The organism is Paenibacillus sp. 1_12 (assembly GCF_900114475.1).
Lineage (GTDB): Bacteria > Bacillota > Bacilli > Paenibacillales > NBRC-103111 > Paenibacillus_S.
In genome coordinates this window covers 47,162-64,945 of sequence record NZ_FOTE01000011.1, presented here as the reverse complement: position 1 = coordinate 64,945, position 17,784 = coordinate 47,162, and the positions used below count along the sequence as shown (strand labels likewise).

At 48.0% G+C, this 17,784-nt stretch carries 19 protein-coding genes and 2 riboswitches; of the genes, 2 read left to right on the top strand and 17 right to left on the bottom strand.

Annotated features, from left to right (window positions below):
- Positions 1–38: 38 nt before the first annotated feature.
- The 12 genes from upp to BM210_RS22400 form a co-directional block, all read right to left on the bottom strand.
- Positions 39–668 carry a uracil phosphoribosyltransferase gene (gene upp, locus BM210_RS22455; protein ID WP_091173729.1) on the bottom strand — a complete coding sequence of 210 codons (630 nt, stop codon included), beginning with the start codon at positions 666–668 and terminating at the stop codon, positions 39–41.
- A gap of 224 nt (positions 669–892) precedes the next feature.
- On the bottom strand, positions 893–2,140 hold the full coding sequence (gene glyA, locus BM210_RS22450) for a serine hydroxymethyltransferase (RefSeq protein WP_091173726.1): 1,248 nt from the start codon (positions 2,138–2,140) through the stop codon (positions 893–895).
- A 69-nt stretch (positions 2,141–2,209) separates the two neighbouring features.
- Entirely contained in the window at positions 2,210–2,779 is a 570-nt protein-coding gene (locus BM210_RS22445; protein ID WP_091173725.1) for a TIGR01440 family protein, read from the bottom strand.
- Between the two features lie 51 nt (positions 2,780–2,830).
- Entirely contained in the window at positions 2,831–3,271 is a 441-nt protein-coding gene (gene rpiB, locus BM210_RS22440; RefSeq protein WP_091173722.1) for a ribose 5-phosphate isomerase B, read from the bottom strand.
- Positions 3,272–3,433: 162 nt separating this feature from the next.
- Positions 3,434–3,514, bottom strand: a riboswitch (ZMP/ZTP riboswitch).
- An 80-nt stretch (positions 3,515–3,594) separates the two neighbouring features.
- On the bottom strand, positions 3,595–4,173 hold the full coding sequence (locus tag BM210_RS22435) for a low molecular weight protein arginine phosphatase (RefSeq protein ID WP_091173720.1): 579 nt from the start codon (positions 4,171–4,173) through the stop codon (positions 3,595–3,597).
- Between the two features lie 108 nt (positions 4,174–4,281).
- Positions 4,282–4,845: a manganese efflux pump MntP gene (locus BM210_RS22430; RefSeq protein ID WP_091173718.1), complete on the bottom strand. Its 564-nt coding sequence runs from the start codon at positions 4,843–4,845 to the stop codon at positions 4,282–4,284.
- An 82-nt stretch (positions 4,846–4,927) separates the two neighbouring features.
- Positions 4,928–6,001 (bottom strand): L-threonylcarbamoyladenylate synthase, encoded by a 1,074-nt coding sequence (locus tag BM210_RS22425; RefSeq protein ID WP_091173716.1) that lies wholly within the window; start codon positions 5,999–6,001, stop codon positions 4,928–4,930.
- Positions 6,002–6,109: 108 nt separating this feature from the next.
- Positions 6,110–6,841: a stage II sporulation protein R gene (gene spoIIR, locus BM210_RS22420; RefSeq protein ID WP_091173713.1), complete on the bottom strand. Its 732-nt coding sequence runs from the start codon at positions 6,839–6,841 to the stop codon at positions 6,110–6,112.
- A 450-nt stretch (positions 6,842–7,291) separates the two neighbouring features.
- Complete coding sequence (locus tag BM210_RS22415) at positions 7,292–8,302, bottom strand: N5-glutamine methyltransferase family protein (RefSeq protein ID WP_091173711.1); 1,011 nt, start codon at positions 8,300–8,302, stop codon at positions 7,292–7,294.
- Between the two features lie 4 nt (positions 8,303–8,306).
- Complete coding sequence (prfA, locus tag BM210_RS22410) at positions 8,307–9,380, bottom strand: peptide chain release factor 1 (protein ID WP_091173709.1); 1,074 nt, start codon at positions 9,378–9,380, stop codon at positions 8,307–8,309.
- A 97-nt stretch (positions 9,381–9,477) separates the two neighbouring features.
- Positions 9,478–10,578, bottom strand: coding sequence for a redox-regulated ATPase YchF (gene ychF, locus BM210_RS22405; RefSeq protein ID WP_091173707.1), 1,101 nt, complete (start codon positions 10,576–10,578; stop codon positions 9,478–9,480).
- A gap of 132 nt (positions 10,579–10,710) precedes the next feature.
- Positions 10,711–11,424: a PilZ domain-containing protein gene (locus BM210_RS22400; RefSeq protein WP_091173705.1), complete on the bottom strand. Its 714-nt coding sequence runs from the start codon at positions 11,422–11,424 to the stop codon at positions 10,711–10,713.
- A 123-nt stretch (positions 11,425–11,547) separates the two neighbouring features.
- Positions 11,548–11,640: riboswitch (cyclic di-GMP riboswitch) on the bottom strand.
- 171 nt (positions 11,641–11,811) lie between these two features.
- On the opposite strand from BM210_RS22400, the gene BM210_RS22395 reads away from it, so the two are divergent.
- Both BM210_RS22395 and tadA read left to right on the top strand, forming a co-directional pair.
- Positions 11,812–12,249 (top strand): thiol-disulfide oxidoreductase DCC family protein, encoded by a 438-nt coding sequence (locus BM210_RS22395; protein WP_091173702.1) that lies wholly within the window; start codon positions 11,812–11,814, stop codon positions 12,247–12,249.
- A gap of 143 nt (positions 12,250–12,392) precedes the next feature.
- Positions 12,393–12,854, top strand: coding sequence for a tRNA adenosine(34) deaminase TadA (gene tadA / locus BM210_RS22390; RefSeq protein WP_091173699.1), 462 nt, complete (start codon positions 12,393–12,395; stop codon positions 12,852–12,854).
- Here tadA and BM210_RS22385 read toward each other — a convergent pair.
- From BM210_RS22385 to BM210_RS22365, 5 genes are all read right to left on the bottom strand, one after another.
- Complete coding sequence (locus BM210_RS22385; protein ID WP_091173698.1) at positions 12,851–13,975, bottom strand: hypothetical protein; 1,125 nt, start codon at positions 13,973–13,975, stop codon at positions 12,851–12,853. The genes tadA and BM210_RS22385 overlap by 4 nt on opposite strands.
- Complete coding sequence (locus BM210_RS22380) at positions 13,975–14,505, bottom strand: anti-sigma factor (RefSeq protein WP_091173695.1); 531 nt, start codon at positions 14,503–14,505, stop codon at positions 13,975–13,977. Before BM210_RS22380 ends, BM210_RS22385 begins: the two co-directional genes overlap by 1 nt.
- Complete coding sequence (locus BM210_RS22375; RefSeq protein ID WP_091173693.1) at positions 14,502–15,080, bottom strand: RNA polymerase sigma factor; 579 nt, start codon at positions 15,078–15,080, stop codon at positions 14,502–14,504. Before BM210_RS22375 ends, BM210_RS22380 begins: the two co-directional genes overlap by 4 nt.
- A gap of 379 nt (positions 15,081–15,459) precedes the next feature.
- A complete protein-coding gene (locus BM210_RS22370; protein ID WP_091173691.1) occupies positions 15,460–17,199 on the bottom strand; it encodes a methyl-accepting chemotaxis protein in 1,740 nt (579 codons plus the stop codon).
- 341 nt (positions 17,200–17,540) lie between these two features.
- Positions 17,541–17,753, bottom strand: coding sequence for a hypothetical protein (locus BM210_RS22365; RefSeq protein ID WP_091173689.1), 213 nt, complete (start codon positions 17,751–17,753; stop codon positions 17,541–17,543).
- Positions 17,754–17,784 lie beyond the last annotated feature (31 nt).

Below are 17,784 nucleotides of genomic sequence, written 5' to 3'. Positions count from 1 at the left end.
ACATTCTCTGTAATATAGATTCATCTAATTGCCGTTCTTTATTTCGTGCCGAACAGTCGATCACCCGCATCTCCAAGTCCAGGAACGATGTAACCGTGGTCATCTAAATAATCATCGATAGCTGCTACATAAATATCCACATCAGGATGTGCTTGCTGTACAGCGTGAATACCTTCGGGTGCAGCAATCAGGCACATAAGCTTGATCTGCGTACAGCCTCTGCTCTTAAGTGCTGTAATTGCGGCATTAGCAGATCCCCCTGTTGCAAGCATCGGGTCAATCACAATCAATTCCCGCTCCTGTACATCAGTAGGCAGCTTGACATAATACTCAACAGGTTCAAGAGTTTCCGGATCCCGGTATAAGCCGATATGTCCCACTTTAGCCGCAGGAACTAATCTTAAAACACCATCCACCATACCTAGTCCCGCACGCAAAATCGGAATAAGCCCCAGCATTCTTCCAGAAATGACCTTACAATCCGTCAAGGCCACCGGAGTTTTGACCTGCACGGTTTCAAGCGGAATCTCTCTTGTAATTTCATACGCCATCAATGTAGACACTTCATCAACCAATTCGCGAAAATCTTTAGTTAGTGTGGATTCATCACGAATGTAAGTAAGCTTATGCTGGATCAAAGGATGATCACACACAAATAATTTTCCCATTAACAATTCCCCTTTACGCCAAATCTCGTCTATTATACCACACCTGTCCGATGTTATCCCAACAAGTTTCGTGCACCCACGAGAGATTATTGAGCTGTCATCTTTCAGCTGCCGCCTCATAAACTATGAAGAGGCTGGAGATCACAACTTCATCTCCAGCCTCTTGGTTATCGTTATATTCGTCGCACTCCCTTACGGATCAGGAGAGCTAGCTTATCAGTTATTTAGTAAGACAATCCTGGGTACAGTGGGAACTGGGCAGTCAGGTCTTTAACCATACCGCGGACTTTGTCATGCACAACAGTATCAGTTGGGTTTTTCAAAGTTAAGGCAATGATCTTGGCGATGGTTTTCATAGCTTCCTCATCCATACCACGGGAGGTTGCAGCCGGAGTACCGACACGAACACCGCTGGTTACCATCGGCTTAGCCGGGTCGAACGGAATCGCATTTTTATTAACCGTTACGCCAACTTCATCCAACAGGTGCTCTGCTTCCTTACCACTAATGCTGGTGTTGCGCAGGTCGATCAGCATCAAATGGTTATCCGTACCACCGGAAACAAGATCAATACCTTCGGAAATTAATGCTTCAGACAATGCTTTGGCATTGTTAACAACTTTTTGCGCGTAAGTTTTGAATTCTGGTTGCAAAGCTTCGCCAAAGGATACGGCTTTTGCTGCAATAATATGCATCAATGGACCACCTTGGGTACCAGGGAATACAGCCTTATCAATAGCTGCTGCCCACGGCTTGCGGCACAGAATCATACCACCACGAGGACCTCGAAGTGTTTTGTGTGTGGTTGTTGTGACAAAGTGTGCGTGAGGTACCGGATTCGGGTGCAAACCCGCCGCTACCAAACCTGCGATATGCGCCATATCAACAAAGAGCAATGCGCCTACATCATTAGCGATCGATGCCAAAGCTTCAAAATCAATCGTACGCGGATACGCGCTGGCACCAGCTACGATCATACGAGGCTTATGCTTAAATGCTGCTTTGCGCACATCATTGTAATCAATACGGGAGTCGCTCTCACTAACACCATAGGAAACGAAATTGTACAAAATACCGGAAGCATTCACTGGGCTACCATGAGTCAAGTGACCGCCATGAGCCAAACTCATACCCAATACTGTATCTCCAGGCTGCAAGGCTGCCAGATACACAGCCATGTTAGCTTGAGCTCCAGAATGCGGTTGTACGTTGGCATGCTCAGCTCCAAACAATTCCTTGGCACGGTCACGAGCGATGTCCTCAACAATGTCTACATACTCACAACCACCGTAGTAACGTCTGCCTGGGTAGCCTTCAGCGTATTTATTTGTCAGAACCGTACCCATAGCTTGCAGCACAGCCTCGCTGACGAAGTTTTCAGATGCGATTAATTCGATTTTGTCGCGTTGACGGCCGATCTCAAGATTCATGGCCTCCACGATTTTAGGGTCCTGCTTACGTAATTGCTCCATAGTAAAAATCCTCCTTATTGTTTTCGCAGAAAACTTACTTCGTAAGCTTCTACTTATAGTTAGTAGGGTTTATTCACAAAATCCACTGTCGACCTTATTTTCTTCTATTACATACACAGCCCGCGCACCACCGATGAGCTTGGGGCGTGTGTAAGCCATCTGCACAGAGGCATGGCCAATAATCCGAATCGAGGGACGCAAGGGAATGGCAACGGGTTTCATATGCATCCCGATCAGCGTTCCGCCGATATCTATTCCAGCATGAGCCTGGACGGCTTCTACGAGACAAGCCTGCTGCAAATGCTTGAACGCAAACGAGGCCATAGAGCCTCCAGCACGTGGAACCGGAATCGCGGATACCGGCTCCAGCCGATAAGCCAACATCGCAGCGTGCTCCAGTACAAGCGCCCGATTCAAATGCTCACAGCATTGGAACACCGGGTAAAAGCCCACCTCGGCACGAACCGTTTCAACTGCAGCATAGATAGGCTCGGCTGCCGCTTCAGTGCCTGAAGTGCCGATGTGATGACCCAGCACCTCGCTGGTACTCGCTCCGACGACAAGCAGCTGTCCCGTCTGGATATTGCCCGCCAGCACCAGCTCACGCAGCACTTGTTCAACCTGCTTCTGAATGTTCATACCCCTTTGCCTCCTTCGTCAAATATACGAATGACTGCGATTAAGGGTAACTTAGTCTTCCAATTCCATTACTTTATGAATTCGGTTCACATGACGTTCACCGTTGGAAAATTCGGTTTCCAACCAAACCTTCACAATGGACTCAGCCAAACCAGGTCCGACAATTCGCTCTCCCATTGCCAATACGTTGGAATCATTGTGCTGACGTGTCATTTGGGCAGAAAATAGATCGTGCACAAGCGCACAGCGAATGCCTGAAATTTTGTTGGCTGCAATCGTCATTCCGATTCCCGTCCCACAAAGCAAGATCCCTCTATCGGCCGTTCCTGCAGCAACCTTATTGCAAACCTCGATTGCATAATCCGAATAATCAACGGATTCAGTGCTATGACAGCCTACGTCTGTCACTTCATGTCCCAAAGACTGTACAAGTTTGATAATTCCATCCTTCAACTGAACGCCTGCATGATCAGAACCTATTACTATTTTCATATGATGCGCCTCCTGACAAGTTTTCTGGACACTATCGTCTGTTGTGTTTGATTGTCATCCAATCCATCCATTATACCGTAATGCGTAAAGAAAAACGAAGTAAAACAGTGTGAATCCTAAACAAAAAAAGAGCATACTGCACGCTACTTTCAGCGCTGCAATGCTCTTTGCCCAGGCGACCGGCCGTATGCCCCGATGCTCCATTGTGGTAAACCCCACTCGTCGCCAGTTACATCAGGTCCTTCTTCTTATCCCTATCATAACGGAAATAATCAAGGCTGTAAAGCCTGTAAAAAGCCTCTTATACGAACCTTTTTAATCCGTCAGTCTTTAAGCCTACGAATCAGCCGCTGCAAGCATTCTTCGATTTCTGCTGCGCATTGCCTGTATACCGATAAGGATCCGCCAAACGGATCAGCAATATCATAGTCAGGTAAGGACTGCTCCAGCTGTCTCACTCGGGCGCGTTCCTCCATCGTGACCTGCTGGGATAATGACTGCTTGAGCTGAAGCTCCGCAACCAGCTGCGCCAGCTCGTCCATACGCACGTGATCAGACGGGTCTTCGCTCACATATTCTTTTAACGTGTGCATCTTGTCGATAAAAGCCGGGAAACGTTGAATCGCTTGTTGTTTATGGCTCGTGGTCATGGTGAGCACTACGTCCGCCCAATCGAGCAGAGCTTCTGTTAATGAGGAAGAACCGCTCGTATGCAAAGCCTCTTTTTCCTCCAATATGATTGCAGCATTTTTGGAAACCGGATAGCCGTCACCCGCTGAGGTACCGGCCGAACGGACTTCTATGTGATTCATCCCCTGCTCTCTCAGCATGATGCGAAGCATACCCTCTGCCATCGGACTGCGGCACGTATTGCCGGTACAGACAAACAAAATTCGTTTCATTGAAAATCCCCGCCCCTCTCCTTGATGATGATCGGCTTTGAGCCCTATTTCTATTGTACCTCAAAACGGTGTAAAAATGGATAATTCACTATCTCCCTTGAATTGGACTCACAACAAAAACCGTGCTCCGAACGCCAATAAAATAACTCCACCCACCGCTTCTCCGTATTCGCCGACCCACCGCCCCGCTTTACGGCCCAGCATCAATCCGGTAATGGACATCATTCCCCCTACCGTACCGAACATCAAAACCGTCAGCGCGCGATCACCGGCAAACATGCCCAGCGAAACGCCAACGGAAAATGAATCAATGCTTACACTAAGCGCAAAAAGCAGCATTCCCAGAAAGGTTTTGTGATCAATGGATTTTGCCGCTTCCCCTCTCAAGGAGTTGTAGATCATATGCACACCTAAAATCACAAGTAGAATACCACCAACTATCGTAGCTACTCCACCTAATAATGAACCCATGTAGCTGCCCATAAACATACCTGCAAGCGGCATAATCATATGGAATATCGCAATCATTAGACTCAGCTTGAGAATATCCCACTTTCGAATGCCCTTCATCCCGATTCCGATACCCAGTGATAAAGCATCCAGACCCAAGGCAACCGCCATGACCAGTATGGTTATGAATTGCCCCACCATCAGCGGTGATGCCCAGTCCATCTCCCGTCGACCCCCTGTCCTGTTCTTCATCAACATATGCGGACAAGTAGAAAATCATGACTGGGTTCATGGTTATGGGCTGCTAGACGTAGATAATGCGGTCGGCTGCCGCTTTGCGCAGCCGATTCATGATCGCTGCCCCGATGCCTGCCTCGGGGCAAGCTTCAGCTACGATGAAGTCCGAGCCGACTTCATCGAATTGGCGCAACGCGGCGTACAGCCCGTGCGCAACGGATTCAAGGTCGCCAAGGCTTCCGCAGGCGACTACGGTATCCGCGCGCAGCGCATCGGCGTGCTCACGATAAGTGAGTACGCCTGTGCGCTCTCCGCGCGCGCGGGCTTGGTCGAGCTCGCGCTGAAGGCGAGCGAGCACCTGTTCAGGGGCGCAGCCCTGAACGAGTGTCATCGCGCCGCGAGGCGCGTAGTGCGCGTATTTCATCCCTGGCGCACGCGGCGCCGAGGATGAGTCTGCGAGCGCAGAAGCCTCGCGCACTTCAATACCCGGCAGCGCCAATCTCAATTGCTCAGCCGAAATACCACCTGGCCGCAAAATATGAAGCACGCCACCTCCATCCACGCTCAGCGGCGCGATATACTCGACGACGGTAGATTCCAAACCAACACCTGTCGCGCCTCCGTCCACGATACCGTCAATGCGACCAGCCAAATCGTCGTATACATGTTGAGCGGTTGTGGGACTTGGCCGCCCTGAGCTGTTCGCACTCGGCGCTGCAACTGGACAACCAGCAACCGCAAGGAGCCGTAAGGCGACCGGATGATCCGGCATACGCAGCCCAACTGTAGTCAAGCCCGCTGTGACCAGCGGTGAGAGAACTCCCGGTTTGATAGGAAGAACGACAGTCAGCGGACCTGGCCAGAATAGATCCAGCAAACGCGAAACAGTCTCATCCGGAGGAGCCGCCAGCTCTGCCATTTGAGACCGATTTGCAATATGGACAATAAGTGGATTATCCGAAGGCCGTCCTTTTGCCAAGAATATTTTATTAACTGCTTCCGTCTGCCTGGCATCCGCACCAAGACCGTAAACCGTTTCCGTAGGGAAAGCAATCAGACCGCCTTCGCGGAGAATTCGCGCGGGTTCTGTTAGCTCCTCCAGCTCCAACTCGTTACCTGAAGCCTTCCAAAATAGGGTCATCGAATGAGCCTCCAATCTGTGCACGATCCATCTTTCATCGTTCCTGATTCTAGCACGTATTTAAAATGATTTCTTTTCAATCTCCACGTTTGCCCTGCTTATTATCTTTTAGGCAAACCACTTCTTCAATAAATCCCAGAGAAAGAAATGGATTTCTGGCTGAACTGCTTCATTTTTAGCTAGTACACGCTTGTCCGACAGACTGCTTTTACCATCAGCCGGAATAACTGCTGCTGACTTTTGACCAGCCTTTGCCGGAGACGAAACGACATCTGCAGCGAGCTCCTTAGCTGGTTTGGCTATAACCTCGGAATCCACAAAGCACAACGGAGGAAACAGCACGCACCACCAATTTTGACCTTCCGCGGCCCCAATCGATACACGGAGCGCTTCATAATCGCCTGCAGGATAAATCTGACTCCCGTACATTTTGGCAGGGAAAGGCACCAAGCCCAGCTCTACCTGATAAGGATTGGTGAATCCATATTGACCCAGTGTGCTGCCAACGACTGTTCTTAGCTCTGGTAAGTGGGCACGAACAGCAGCACGGGCTGCTTCCATACCATCCGGCTCAGTGACCCACTGCTGCATTTCTTCAATAATGGCGTCACGCACCTCGCGTTTAATCCACTGGTCAGCTGGTGAATCTGAATTGGCCAAAATCCGCAGCCGGATCGATTCCTGAGGAATGATATCTGCCTCACTCTCCCGCTCTGCCTCTGAACCTATGGAAGATGCCAGAATGGTAGAGGAATGAAAGTTTAGTTCCCAACTGCCAATAAGGATGATTAGTGCGAAAATGACATAGATATGATGACGGTAGCTGTTCTTTTTTCTCATTGTGGATACCTTCCCTCTCGCGTTTCACTGCGCTCTGTTATCTAGTACCAGTATGCACCGATACGAGAGAGGTTAAACCTATGAATCTAGTAATCTATGTATACTTACATAGATTCACCTTATGTTTACGCCGAACAAACGAATGTATACAAGGTTTTTCAAAAAGGGTGGTTGCTGCAGAGAAGGAGTATGCCTCCGATCGCTGTTGAAATCGTGAAGATGGATAGGACATCCAGTGATGTATTCACTTTTTTCAAAGGCGAACGCTACACTCCCCATCATCCTCCTTCTCTGCCGCTCCTTTTTTGAACCCGCTCTCTATAAGATGAACTCAAGGGCGTAACCTTCGCTTGCAGCTCAATCCTTGTCGTGCAGGGCTCTGTGAGCCTCTCCAAAGGAATAGAACGAAAGTTCCTCTTCAATCACAAACCATTCCTTCAATCAAAGCTATCATTGCGATGGGTACCGGATCGCAATCACATGACGCGCAATTCCGGCCAAATCAGGTATGATCCGAATTTCATCCCACTCTGCCGCTTGTCTGAGTAATTTCGCCACCTCGTCTGCTTGGCCTATACCTACCTCAAGCCCTACCAACGAGGGCAGCCTAACCAGCTCAGCCAGCTGCGCCGTCAGCCGGCGATACAGGTCAAGCCCATCTGCGCCTCCGTACAGCGCAGAACGCGGCTCATGCAGCCTTACCTCCGGCTGCAGACCAACCTCATCCGCCTCCGGAATGTACGGTGGATTGGATACAACCACATCGAGCAGCAAGCCGCGCTCGATGTAAGGCACGAGCAAATCACCTTCAAGGAAGGTGATTTGCCCGCCAACCCCATGGCGCTCCGCATTCGCCTGAGCCACCGCCAGCGCAGCTGGCGATATGTCTGAGCTCATGACGCGCCACTGGGGACACTGGACAGCGAGGCTCACCGCAATCGCCCCGCTTCCTGCTCCAATATCGGCGACCAGCGGCTGACTACGACCAGCAGCTGCGCTGGGCTCGGCCCGACCTTGATCCACTCCAAGGCTGTCAAGTTCCGCTTCAGCCCAATCGCCGCTCTGCATCGCTTTCCTACTCACAGATCCTCTACCGACCGGCTCCGGCCACAGCTGCTTACCGATTAGTACGATCTGCTCTACCAGCAGCTCTGTTTCCGGACGTGGGATCAGCACCGCGGGAGTTACTGTAAAGGGGAGTCCATAAAACTCCTGCTCCCCAAGTATATACTGCACCGGCTCGCCTGCTGCTCTGCGAGTTAGAAGCTCCCGCCACTGCGCTTCCAGCTCCTGCGGGAACGGCTCCTGCCAGCTGAGCAGCATTTCGCTGCGGGTAAACCCGAGCAACTGCTGTAACAGCAGCTCTGCGCTGCTCGCAGCTTCACTCGCTCCATGCTGCTGCAAAAAAGAAGAAGCCTCTACATAGGCTTCACGAATGGTCAACTTATGATCGAAGGACATCTGTTTATGCTTGCTCTCCCCGATCCATTAATTCCGATTGCGCAGCAATCGTCAGCGTGGAAATCAGCTCATCCATATCTCCATTCAAAACCGCATCCAGACGATGCAGCGTCAGACCGATACGATGATCAGTCACACGGCTTTGCGGATAATTATAAGTCCGAATTCGCTCACTGCGGTCACCGGTGCCGACCTTGCTTTTCCGGTCGCCCGCATATTTATTCATTTCTTCCTGCTGAAACTTATCAAAAATCCGCGCCCGCAACACCTGTAGCGCTTTTTCCTTATTCGAGTTTTGCGACTTGCCGTCCTGGCAGGTAGCCATGATTCCCGTTGGAACGTGAAGTACACGAACCGCTGATTTGGTTGTATTAACCGACTGTCCACCCGCGCCGCTTGAACAAAATGTATCAACACGAATGTCGCTGTCATGAATTTCAATATCGAATTCTTCCATTTCCGGCATAACCGCTACCGTAGAAGTCGACGTATGAATCCGTCCGCCCGATTCCGTGGTCGGAATCCGCTGCACACGGTGTGCTCCACTTTCGTACTTCAGCTTGCTGTAGGCACCCTTGCCGTTAATGGAAAAAATAATTTCCTTAAACCCGCCCAAATCATTCATACTGACATCCATTACTTCTGTCCGCCAGCCTTGGACATCGGCAAACTTCGTATACATCCGGTACAGATCGGAGGCAAATAACGCCGCTTCATCCCCACCTGCTGCGCCGCGAATTTCCACGATGACGTTCTTGTCATCATTTGGATCCTTGGGCATCATCAGAACATTGATCCGTTCCTCCAGCTCTGTCTTCCGCTCCGAAAGCTCATCCAGCTCCATTTTGACAAGCTCACGCATATCCTCATCCAGCTTCTCATTCTGCATAGCCCGTGCGGCATCATACTGCTCGACAACGCCTTTGTATTCAATATAAGCGTCATAAGCTTCCTGCAGGTCGGACTGCTCTTTGGAATACTCGCGCAGCTTCTTTGTATCACTTGACACATCAGGGTCACACAGCAGCTCGCTCAGTTTCTCATAGCGACCTGCCAACGATTGTAACTTGTCTATCATTCCGATCACTCCTTATCCTTTAGTTAAGTCCACATCATCCGTATAGGTTCAAATCATGAACCGCTATGCTTACATCGTTCCCGGGTCCGATGCCTCGCTATACGTTGAAGCGGAAATGCATAACATCTCCGTCCTTCACAATGTATTCTTTTCCTTCCAGACGTACTTGGCCTTTTTCCTTGGCACCATTCATGGAACCCGCATTGACCAAATCCTGATAAGCAACAACCTCGGCGCGAATAAATCCGCGTTCAAAATCGGTATGAATGACACCCGCCGCTTGTGGTGCTTTCGTTCCCTCAACAATTGTCCACGCCCGAACCTCTTGAACTCCTGCCGTAAAATACGTATATAAACCGAGCAATCGATACGCTGCCTTAATCAGACGGTTCAAGCCTGATTCCTGCAAGCCCAGCTCTTCCAAGAAAATCGCCTTATCTTCGCCTTCCAGCTCCGCGATTTCCGATTCCACCTTGGCGCTGATTGGCACAACTTCCGCACCCTCGGCAGCCGCAAACTCGCGAACCTTTTGCACATAAGGGTTATCATCAGCAGTTGCGACTTCATCCTCACTCACATTGGCTGCATACAGCATCGGCTTCATTGTCAGCAAATGCAGATCACGAATCAGCAGCTTTTCATCGGCGCTTAATTCCACACTTCGTGCAGGCTGGTCATTATACAAAGCTTCTTTTACACGCTCCAAGCACTCGACCTCAGCCGCATATTTCTTGTCGCCGCCCTTGATGTTTTTACGTGAACGCTCGATCCGTTTCTCCACGGATTCGATATCCGCCAATACAAGCTCCAGATTGATCGTCTCGATATCGCTGACCGGATTAATACCACCCGATACGTGCGTGATATTCTCATCTTCAAAGCAACGCACAACATGAACAATCGCATCCACCTCGCGAATATGAGCCAGAAACTTGTTGCCAAGGCCCTCACCTTTGCTCGCGCCCTTAACCAAACCCGCAATATCGACGAATTCAAAAGCTGTAGGCACGACACTCTTAGGCACTACAATTTCAGTCAGCTTAATCAGACGCTCATCGGGAACCTCTACCACACCGACATTCGGGTCTATTGTACAAAAAGGGTAGTTCGCCATTTCGGCGCCCGCCTGTGTTATTGCATTAAATAAAGTGGACTTTCCTACGTTCGGCAGACCCACGATTCCAGCTTTTAAAGCCATGTATAGGACAACTCCTTAATTAATTGTTTTCCGTATCCCTAAATATTTATTATATCGCATTTCAAGAACTATTGTCACTATACAAAAAAATCCGCCAACGGGGCGGAGGCAAGCAGGCGGAAGCCGATTCTTTTATTTGAACGTACGCTTTAGCATTTCCAAATTCTTTTTGCTAAAATGCGATTCTACCTGCTTTTTCAACACATACGCTCTTAATGAATTAGCCTTGTCCGAAGCCAGCTTAACGTATTGTGCTCCGTAATAGTAACCACCCTCGATCTTTTCGCGTCGGACGACCTCACATACGCAAGGAAACGGAAAACCCAAGTCCAATTCGGCCTCCACGACCATGTCCTGTCCGAGTTCGAATTCTTCCTGAACGGTAAACCCAAGTCCACTCACACTTATATTTTGAACGGTCAGCCCTATAGGCTCGTTGATCGATTGTTTTTCATTCGTTTCCTGACGGGTCGGCCTATTCATTTTTCCTTTTTCATTAACCTCAATCCGGGGATTAATGCGCTTTTCTATAAAACGCTGCCGGTTTTGCGGAGGGTTAATGACGATCAGCGAGCCTTCATCCTTCGCCACCACAGTCGATTGAAATGTAAAAATTCCTCCCGCTGAATATACGGTAATTTTCACCGAATCACCCAGCTCAAAAACCTTGTATTCAGGAATTTCAACTTCCAAGATGTCACCTTCTGCATACGATAGCAGACCTGTGGAAACAAAATCTTTTTTCTCTACAACAGTACGGCTATGAATCAAGATAGTGGACGGGTTTTTGAATATCTCATCTGTGTATTCGTAACTGATCCCTGCGGTTACAGATCTGGATAGCATCGTCATTCCACTCCTCACGTTGTATATCTGTTGTTAATACTGATCCATACTAATATGAATAATAAGGCCGCTCTCCGACATCATGTCTGGAAACCAGCCTCTGCGCACCGTATATAAAGCTTCTTCGGCGGCCAGGCTGTCATAGTCTCTTAGGCAAGAAACCTTAGACCCTGAGCTTTGCGTCCTAGCCTTTCAGCAAGTTTGCCAACGGGTTCTATTGGAAATAAAAATCACATTAATTTAGGACATAATACCTACATGAGGTATGCTGTTATTATACGTTCTCCATTTTAACTCTGCAAGTTATTTTCATGGAGTTTACAATAAATTCATTTGTTTTTTGAAAAAATGTGATATAATGCACCAAATTAAGAGAAAGGTGATGCCATGACAGCAAAAATTGATCTAAAACCCGAACAATCACTGGAAACGCATTCAATCGTATTGTTTGATGGTGTTTGCCGATTTTGCAATGGATGGGTACAATTTATTCTACGTCATGACAAGCACGATAAGTTCCGCTTTGCCCCGCTGCAATCCGATTATGCCATCCAACTGCTAGCCTCCGGTCAATTGAAGGACGCTTCACTGGATTCCGTTGTACTTTGTGAAGGGAGTTCCGTTTACACCCATTCGGCGGCGGTTTTGCAAATTTGCAACCGATTAGGCGGTGCTTGGCGAGTGCTCACTGTATTTAAAGTAGTGCCTCGACCCATTAGAGACACCTTCTATCGTTTCATTGCCAAGCGCAGGTACCGTTGGTTCGGCAAGTACGACAGCTGCATGATTCCGAACGCGGAGATTCGCAGCAAGTTTATCGGCTGATGGTTTATTTAATCATTTCCACAGCTTATTGAAGCAACTTGTGGATAACCACTAGGTTATCCACAGAATTATCCACAGCATGTTCACAACCGAATGTTTGTTCCCTATTTATCCATTTAAAGCCGCTAAGTGAGGTGTTTTCGATGCAAGAGCACATTGAATATATGCAAGCCGCTATTGATGAGGCACGTAAGGCTGAAGAACTGCTTGAAGTTCCTATCGGAGCTGTTGTCGTTTGGCGGGATCAGATCATTGGCCGCGGCTACAATCTTCGAGAATCCACGCTGGACCCGCTCGCGCACGCAGAGCTGATTGCGATCAAGCAGGCTAGTGAGTATTTGCAGGCATGGCGATTGCTCGACTGTAAACTTTATGTCACCTTGGAGCCTTGCCCCATGTGTGCCGGGGCCATTGTCCAGGCACGTATACCACAGGTCATCTACGGTACGGTTGACCCCAAAGCAGGCTGCGCAGGAACCTTGATGAATTTGCTTCAGGAGGATCGCTTCAACCATCAGGTTGATGTCCTAAGCGGCGTTCTTCAAGAGGAATGCAGCCTGCTGCTAACACAATTTTTCCGCAAGCTGCGTACAAAGCGCAGTTAACGTTTCTTGGGCTCAGCCGGTCTGCGGCTGCCTCCAGCGAGCAGCCGCAGGCCACCGCCAATCAGCAGGATCGAGACGACTACCGTTTGAAAATAACGATGAAATAATATGGAAATCCGCTCTTTAGGAAACCACCGATCCAACTCAGTAAGCAGCATTTCATCTGTAAGGTAGTAAAGCCCAAGTCCCAGCAGCACCAAGCCTACCCATTTCTGATGATTAACCAGCCAATCCACGATGGGGACATCCCTTAAGGGTTCCCTTCCCTGCTTGGAAATGTGCTGCAGCGCATCGAAAAAGCTATAAAACCAGAGGATCGGAATCAGAAATAAAAAGATGGAAAGTCTGAGCACATCTAGGATATAGATACTTAAAAAGAAAGCGATCATCAGCTGCAGCCCACGTTTTTGCAAGCCCAGATACAAGTGTCCCACTCCGGGAACAATCGATAAGAAGGTCGCAATCACTTTACTCCTCTTTCCGTCCTCACGGCTCTCTTGAAAATCGTCCAGAAACGTCCGGTCCAGCAGTGGCTCACCTTGTCTCTTACGGTGCAACTGTTGAATGCAATCGAACAAGCTGTACAACCAGATAATCGGCAAAACCCCGAGAAACACGATGAATCGATCACTGTTTGTGACAGAAGCAACAAATACGATCATCGTCAAAGCTCCAAAAAAAGCGATCAGAAAAGCAAGTCCGCGCTGCATCATCCCCAGCTGCAAATGACCAAGCCCCGGAATAAACGACAGCAATATGGTAAATATACGTTCATTATCACCATTGGACACTTGCGCGGCACTTGAATAATTGGACTCCTGAGCAGCGCTCTGTGTACTCTGCCCGACCATAGCTGTGAACGGCCCCTTGCCCCCCCATATGGTGATTAGCATATCCAGCATATTGATTGCACATGCCAGAAGAGCGACAACGAGCAGGAAGATCAGCGGCCCTTCGTAACGATGCGCCTTTCCTGCGACCACGACTAGAAACACTATTAGTAAAGGTCCAAAAAAACAAGCTGCATAGAAAAATGCTCTGATGATCCTGTTGATGTACAGATGTCCAAGTCCCGGAATTAAACATAACAGCAGTGCGGTTATCGGATGTTTAGATGGCATTAACGATTTCCCCCTTTTTCTTGTTTAGGCTGAATGGAATCCAGCACGATGATGGTTTTGTCCATTAGTTTTTTGGAAACCGATACAGGCTCCTCAGCGACTTCCGCTTGCGCCTCCCCATTGGAAGACATATCTATTCCTGCTGGGTGATCCGTCATGGATTGAAATACACCAGAGCTCATCAGAACGAGCGTGATAACTGCAGCAACAGCATAGTGGAATAGAGGAGATCTCATCCACGTCCATGAGTTCATTTGCTTCAGGTTGGAGCCCGCTCCTTCCGTGGAAGTTATTCGGGAGGCTGCATTGCTGCGTGAATCTGTGGTTTCAATAACGAGCATGACCCGGTCTGCCAGAGCCGCTTCCTCAGGGAGCGAAGGATACGAGTCCGCTGCCCGCTCAAGACTTTGCATATATAGCTCCATACATGAATCGCAAGCAACAAGGTGCTGTTCCGTCTGTTGATTTTCCCCATCTATCAAACCCTGTTCTACATAGAACATCCACTGTTCAGCGGTATAATGCTTCATATCAGCTCATCCTCCTTCCAATGCTTGCGAATCCATTGCTTGGCCCGATAAAGCTTGGACTCTACCGTTTTCAAAGCGACACCTTGCTCTGTGGCAATTTCCTGATAGCTTTTATCCTCAATATAGAAGGCAACCACCACTTGGCGGTAATTATCCGGCATCTCGTGCAAATAATCCCTTACCCGCTGCTGAAGCTGTGCATGCAGCACCTCATCCTCTACGGTTGTTTCTTTGTTCTGGGCAGTTATCAGCTCTTCTAATTGATCCGTCAACTGCTCCCGTTTCCGTTCTAATGCCCGCTTGTAATCAATCGCTTTGTTTACGGCAATCCGGGTCATCCAGGTTTTCAAACCTTTATGCTCGTATTGAGGGAGAGAAGCATAAATTTTAAGCAGCACTTCCTGGGTTACATCTTCAGCGTCAGCAGTCGATCGCAAGACGGAAAAAACAACGTGAAACAGATACGTATTGTATTTATCCATCAATAAGCGAAAAGCTTCATGGTCGCCAGCCACAATTCGTTCTATCCATCTAGTTTCTTCTGTGATCGTTCTCCCCCTCCTCTCCATAAGCATAGACGCTTCATTACGTGAAATCACTGCACTGCGAACCCAATTATTTTTTCCTATGACAAACTAGCCCCAACACTCCGTTCAACAATCCCGTTAAGGCACTCACCCATTTGCCGAAGCTAAGCGAGGTCATGATCTCTTAAAGTTTGCAGGATGCGCTTGAATTAGCTACTGTAGAAATCGTAGTGGATATTGACCTGTGAGCCTCGTGAGGCTGTCCGTTCGCAGGTACCCACCTACTCGATCTGGCTTATGTTTACAACCGATTTGCATAAAAAAAGGCCCTTCAGCTCCACATATAGCGTGGTCTTGAAGGGTCTTCTGCATGTACGTTGGAAATGAATCATCTAAGATTCACCTTATGGGACACAAGAATTTACCCCTAAGAAACCTTAAACTGGGATAAAAGAAGGTGCAGCTCTTCTGTCATTTGGGATAAGGATTGCGCAGAGGTTTTTACACCGTCTGTCGCTTGAAGCTGCTGCTCCGCAGAAGTAGCCACACCTTCTGAAGCCGAAGCGGATCTCCGCGCAATTTCTGCAACCTGGAATACGGAAGCCGTAATTTGCTGAGCTCCTGCTGACATTTGTTCCGAGGTCGCCGCCATTTCTTGTACCTGTGAAGCAATCTGGGTTGTCGAAAGCAAGATATGATCAAAATTAATTTCCGTCTCGCGCACCCGATCGATACCCGTTAATACTTCTTCCTTGACCTTGGACATCGCATTAGCCGAATCCCCGATCCCGAATTGAATCTCGCCTAACAGCGCTGCAATTTCGCCCGATGACTGACTGGATTGCTCGGCCAGCTTGCGAACCTCAGTTGCAACAACGGCAAATCCCAGCCCATGATCTCCAGCTCGCGCTGCCTCAATAGCCGCATTAAGCGCCAACAGATTAGTTTGCTGGGCAATATCCTGAATGGCATGTAGAATTTCGCCGATTTGCTGCGATTTATGTCCCAACAGCTGGATGATTTGATCAGTTTGAACGACTGATTCATTAATCGAGCCCATCTGCTCCACCGCATTTTGAATGGAAGCACCACCATGCTCGGCTTGCTGTCTGGACGATTCGACTGTCTCGGCAATTGAAGAAGCATTCTCCGCCAGACGTCCGATTCCCGCCCCTACCTCCTCCATGGATCGTGAGGTCTCCTCCATGCTAAGGGTTTGTTCGCCTGCGCCTGAAGCAACGTCCTTGACGGTTTGAGCGATGTGCTGGGATGCGGTTTGCATCTCTCCTGAGCTTGCTTGGAGCTGTTCAGCCGAAGCGGTTACCAGTTCTGCATGCTCATTTATTTTCAATATCATCTCGCGCGTATGCTGCGTCATTTGTTCAAAGGCAGCGCCCAGCTCTCCGATTTCATCCTGTCGGATTAATGTGAGATGGGTGACGGATAAATCTCCTTCAGATACCTTTTTGGCAATAGAGCTCATCGCTCTTATCGGTATAGAAACATGGCGGGCAATTAAAAAGGATATGCCCAAGCCTACCAAAATGGCAAGAATACTTAATGCGATGACCCAAACAACACCCGAATGGTAGGAGGTATACATTTCTTCGCCCCATTCATTCGCATACTTCTGGTTGTTTTTGGTCAGCTCATTGATGACTATCGTACATATCGACACCTGCTGATTCGTTTGTTGAATCAAATCCAATCCTTCTTGTCCATGCTTCTGTACCGCAGCCAATAGTGAAGGGAAAGAAGTAGCATATATTTTCCAATTACCATTGAAATATTTGATAAGGCCGATATCCTCAGTTTTGGAGCCAATGCCCTCCAAGGATTGTACTTTCGTCTGAATCTCCTCAAACTTAGCTTTTGCCTTTTCAGGCTGGGATAGAGTCATCTCCTTTGAATTAATGCTCTCCAATTCCTGATCACCTCTTCGGTCCTCAATGTTCAATTGAATACGAAGAATAAGATCGTCAAGCTCCATCAGATCATGATTTAGATTGCTCAGCAGAATGACATTAGGCAGTCCCACCTCAGTTGTCTTTTTTGAGGTATTTCCCATACTGCCCATGTTCATGATCGCTGTTATGCTGATGACGGACAATAGCAATAGAACAAGCATAAAACTAAATAACAACTTTTTAAACAGAGTAAGCTTCATCTCTAAATCCTCCGATTTTCTCTCTTTCTTGTAAGGCTCGATCTTTGATCGATCTCCATATATAAATTCCTGGGTATTTTACCTTCTTTTCTACTTCGACAATAGCTATACGATCTTTTATAGTTCTAAAGTCCCGTAGATCTTTCTATTTACAAAATTTACTGTATATTGTTATTACTTACTATTCATCAAAGGAGCTTTCGACAAAAAAACAAAATGTTTGCAATACTATACAAGGTTATTTGCATCTTTAGACCCTCGACAAAACATAAAAAGAGACTGCATAATAGGGAAGTCCTAATATACAATCTCTTATTGTTTTGGTAAAATTAAGTAATAACTTAACCCCAGGCGTCTACGCCAGTTGTAGCTTTTATGTAATCTTTGGTGGATTTTGAAAATAACTTGACTACAGCCTGTGCTTCTTCTGCTGAAATCGACAATGACTCAAACCATTTGCTGTCTTTAAAAAAATTAGCAAGTTCACGCGAATCGTAGTGCTTCAAATTACGAACGACTTGGTGTAATTCTGTTGAATATGCAATACTCGACATATTAACGCCTCCATTTTTTTCTTTTTTTTAC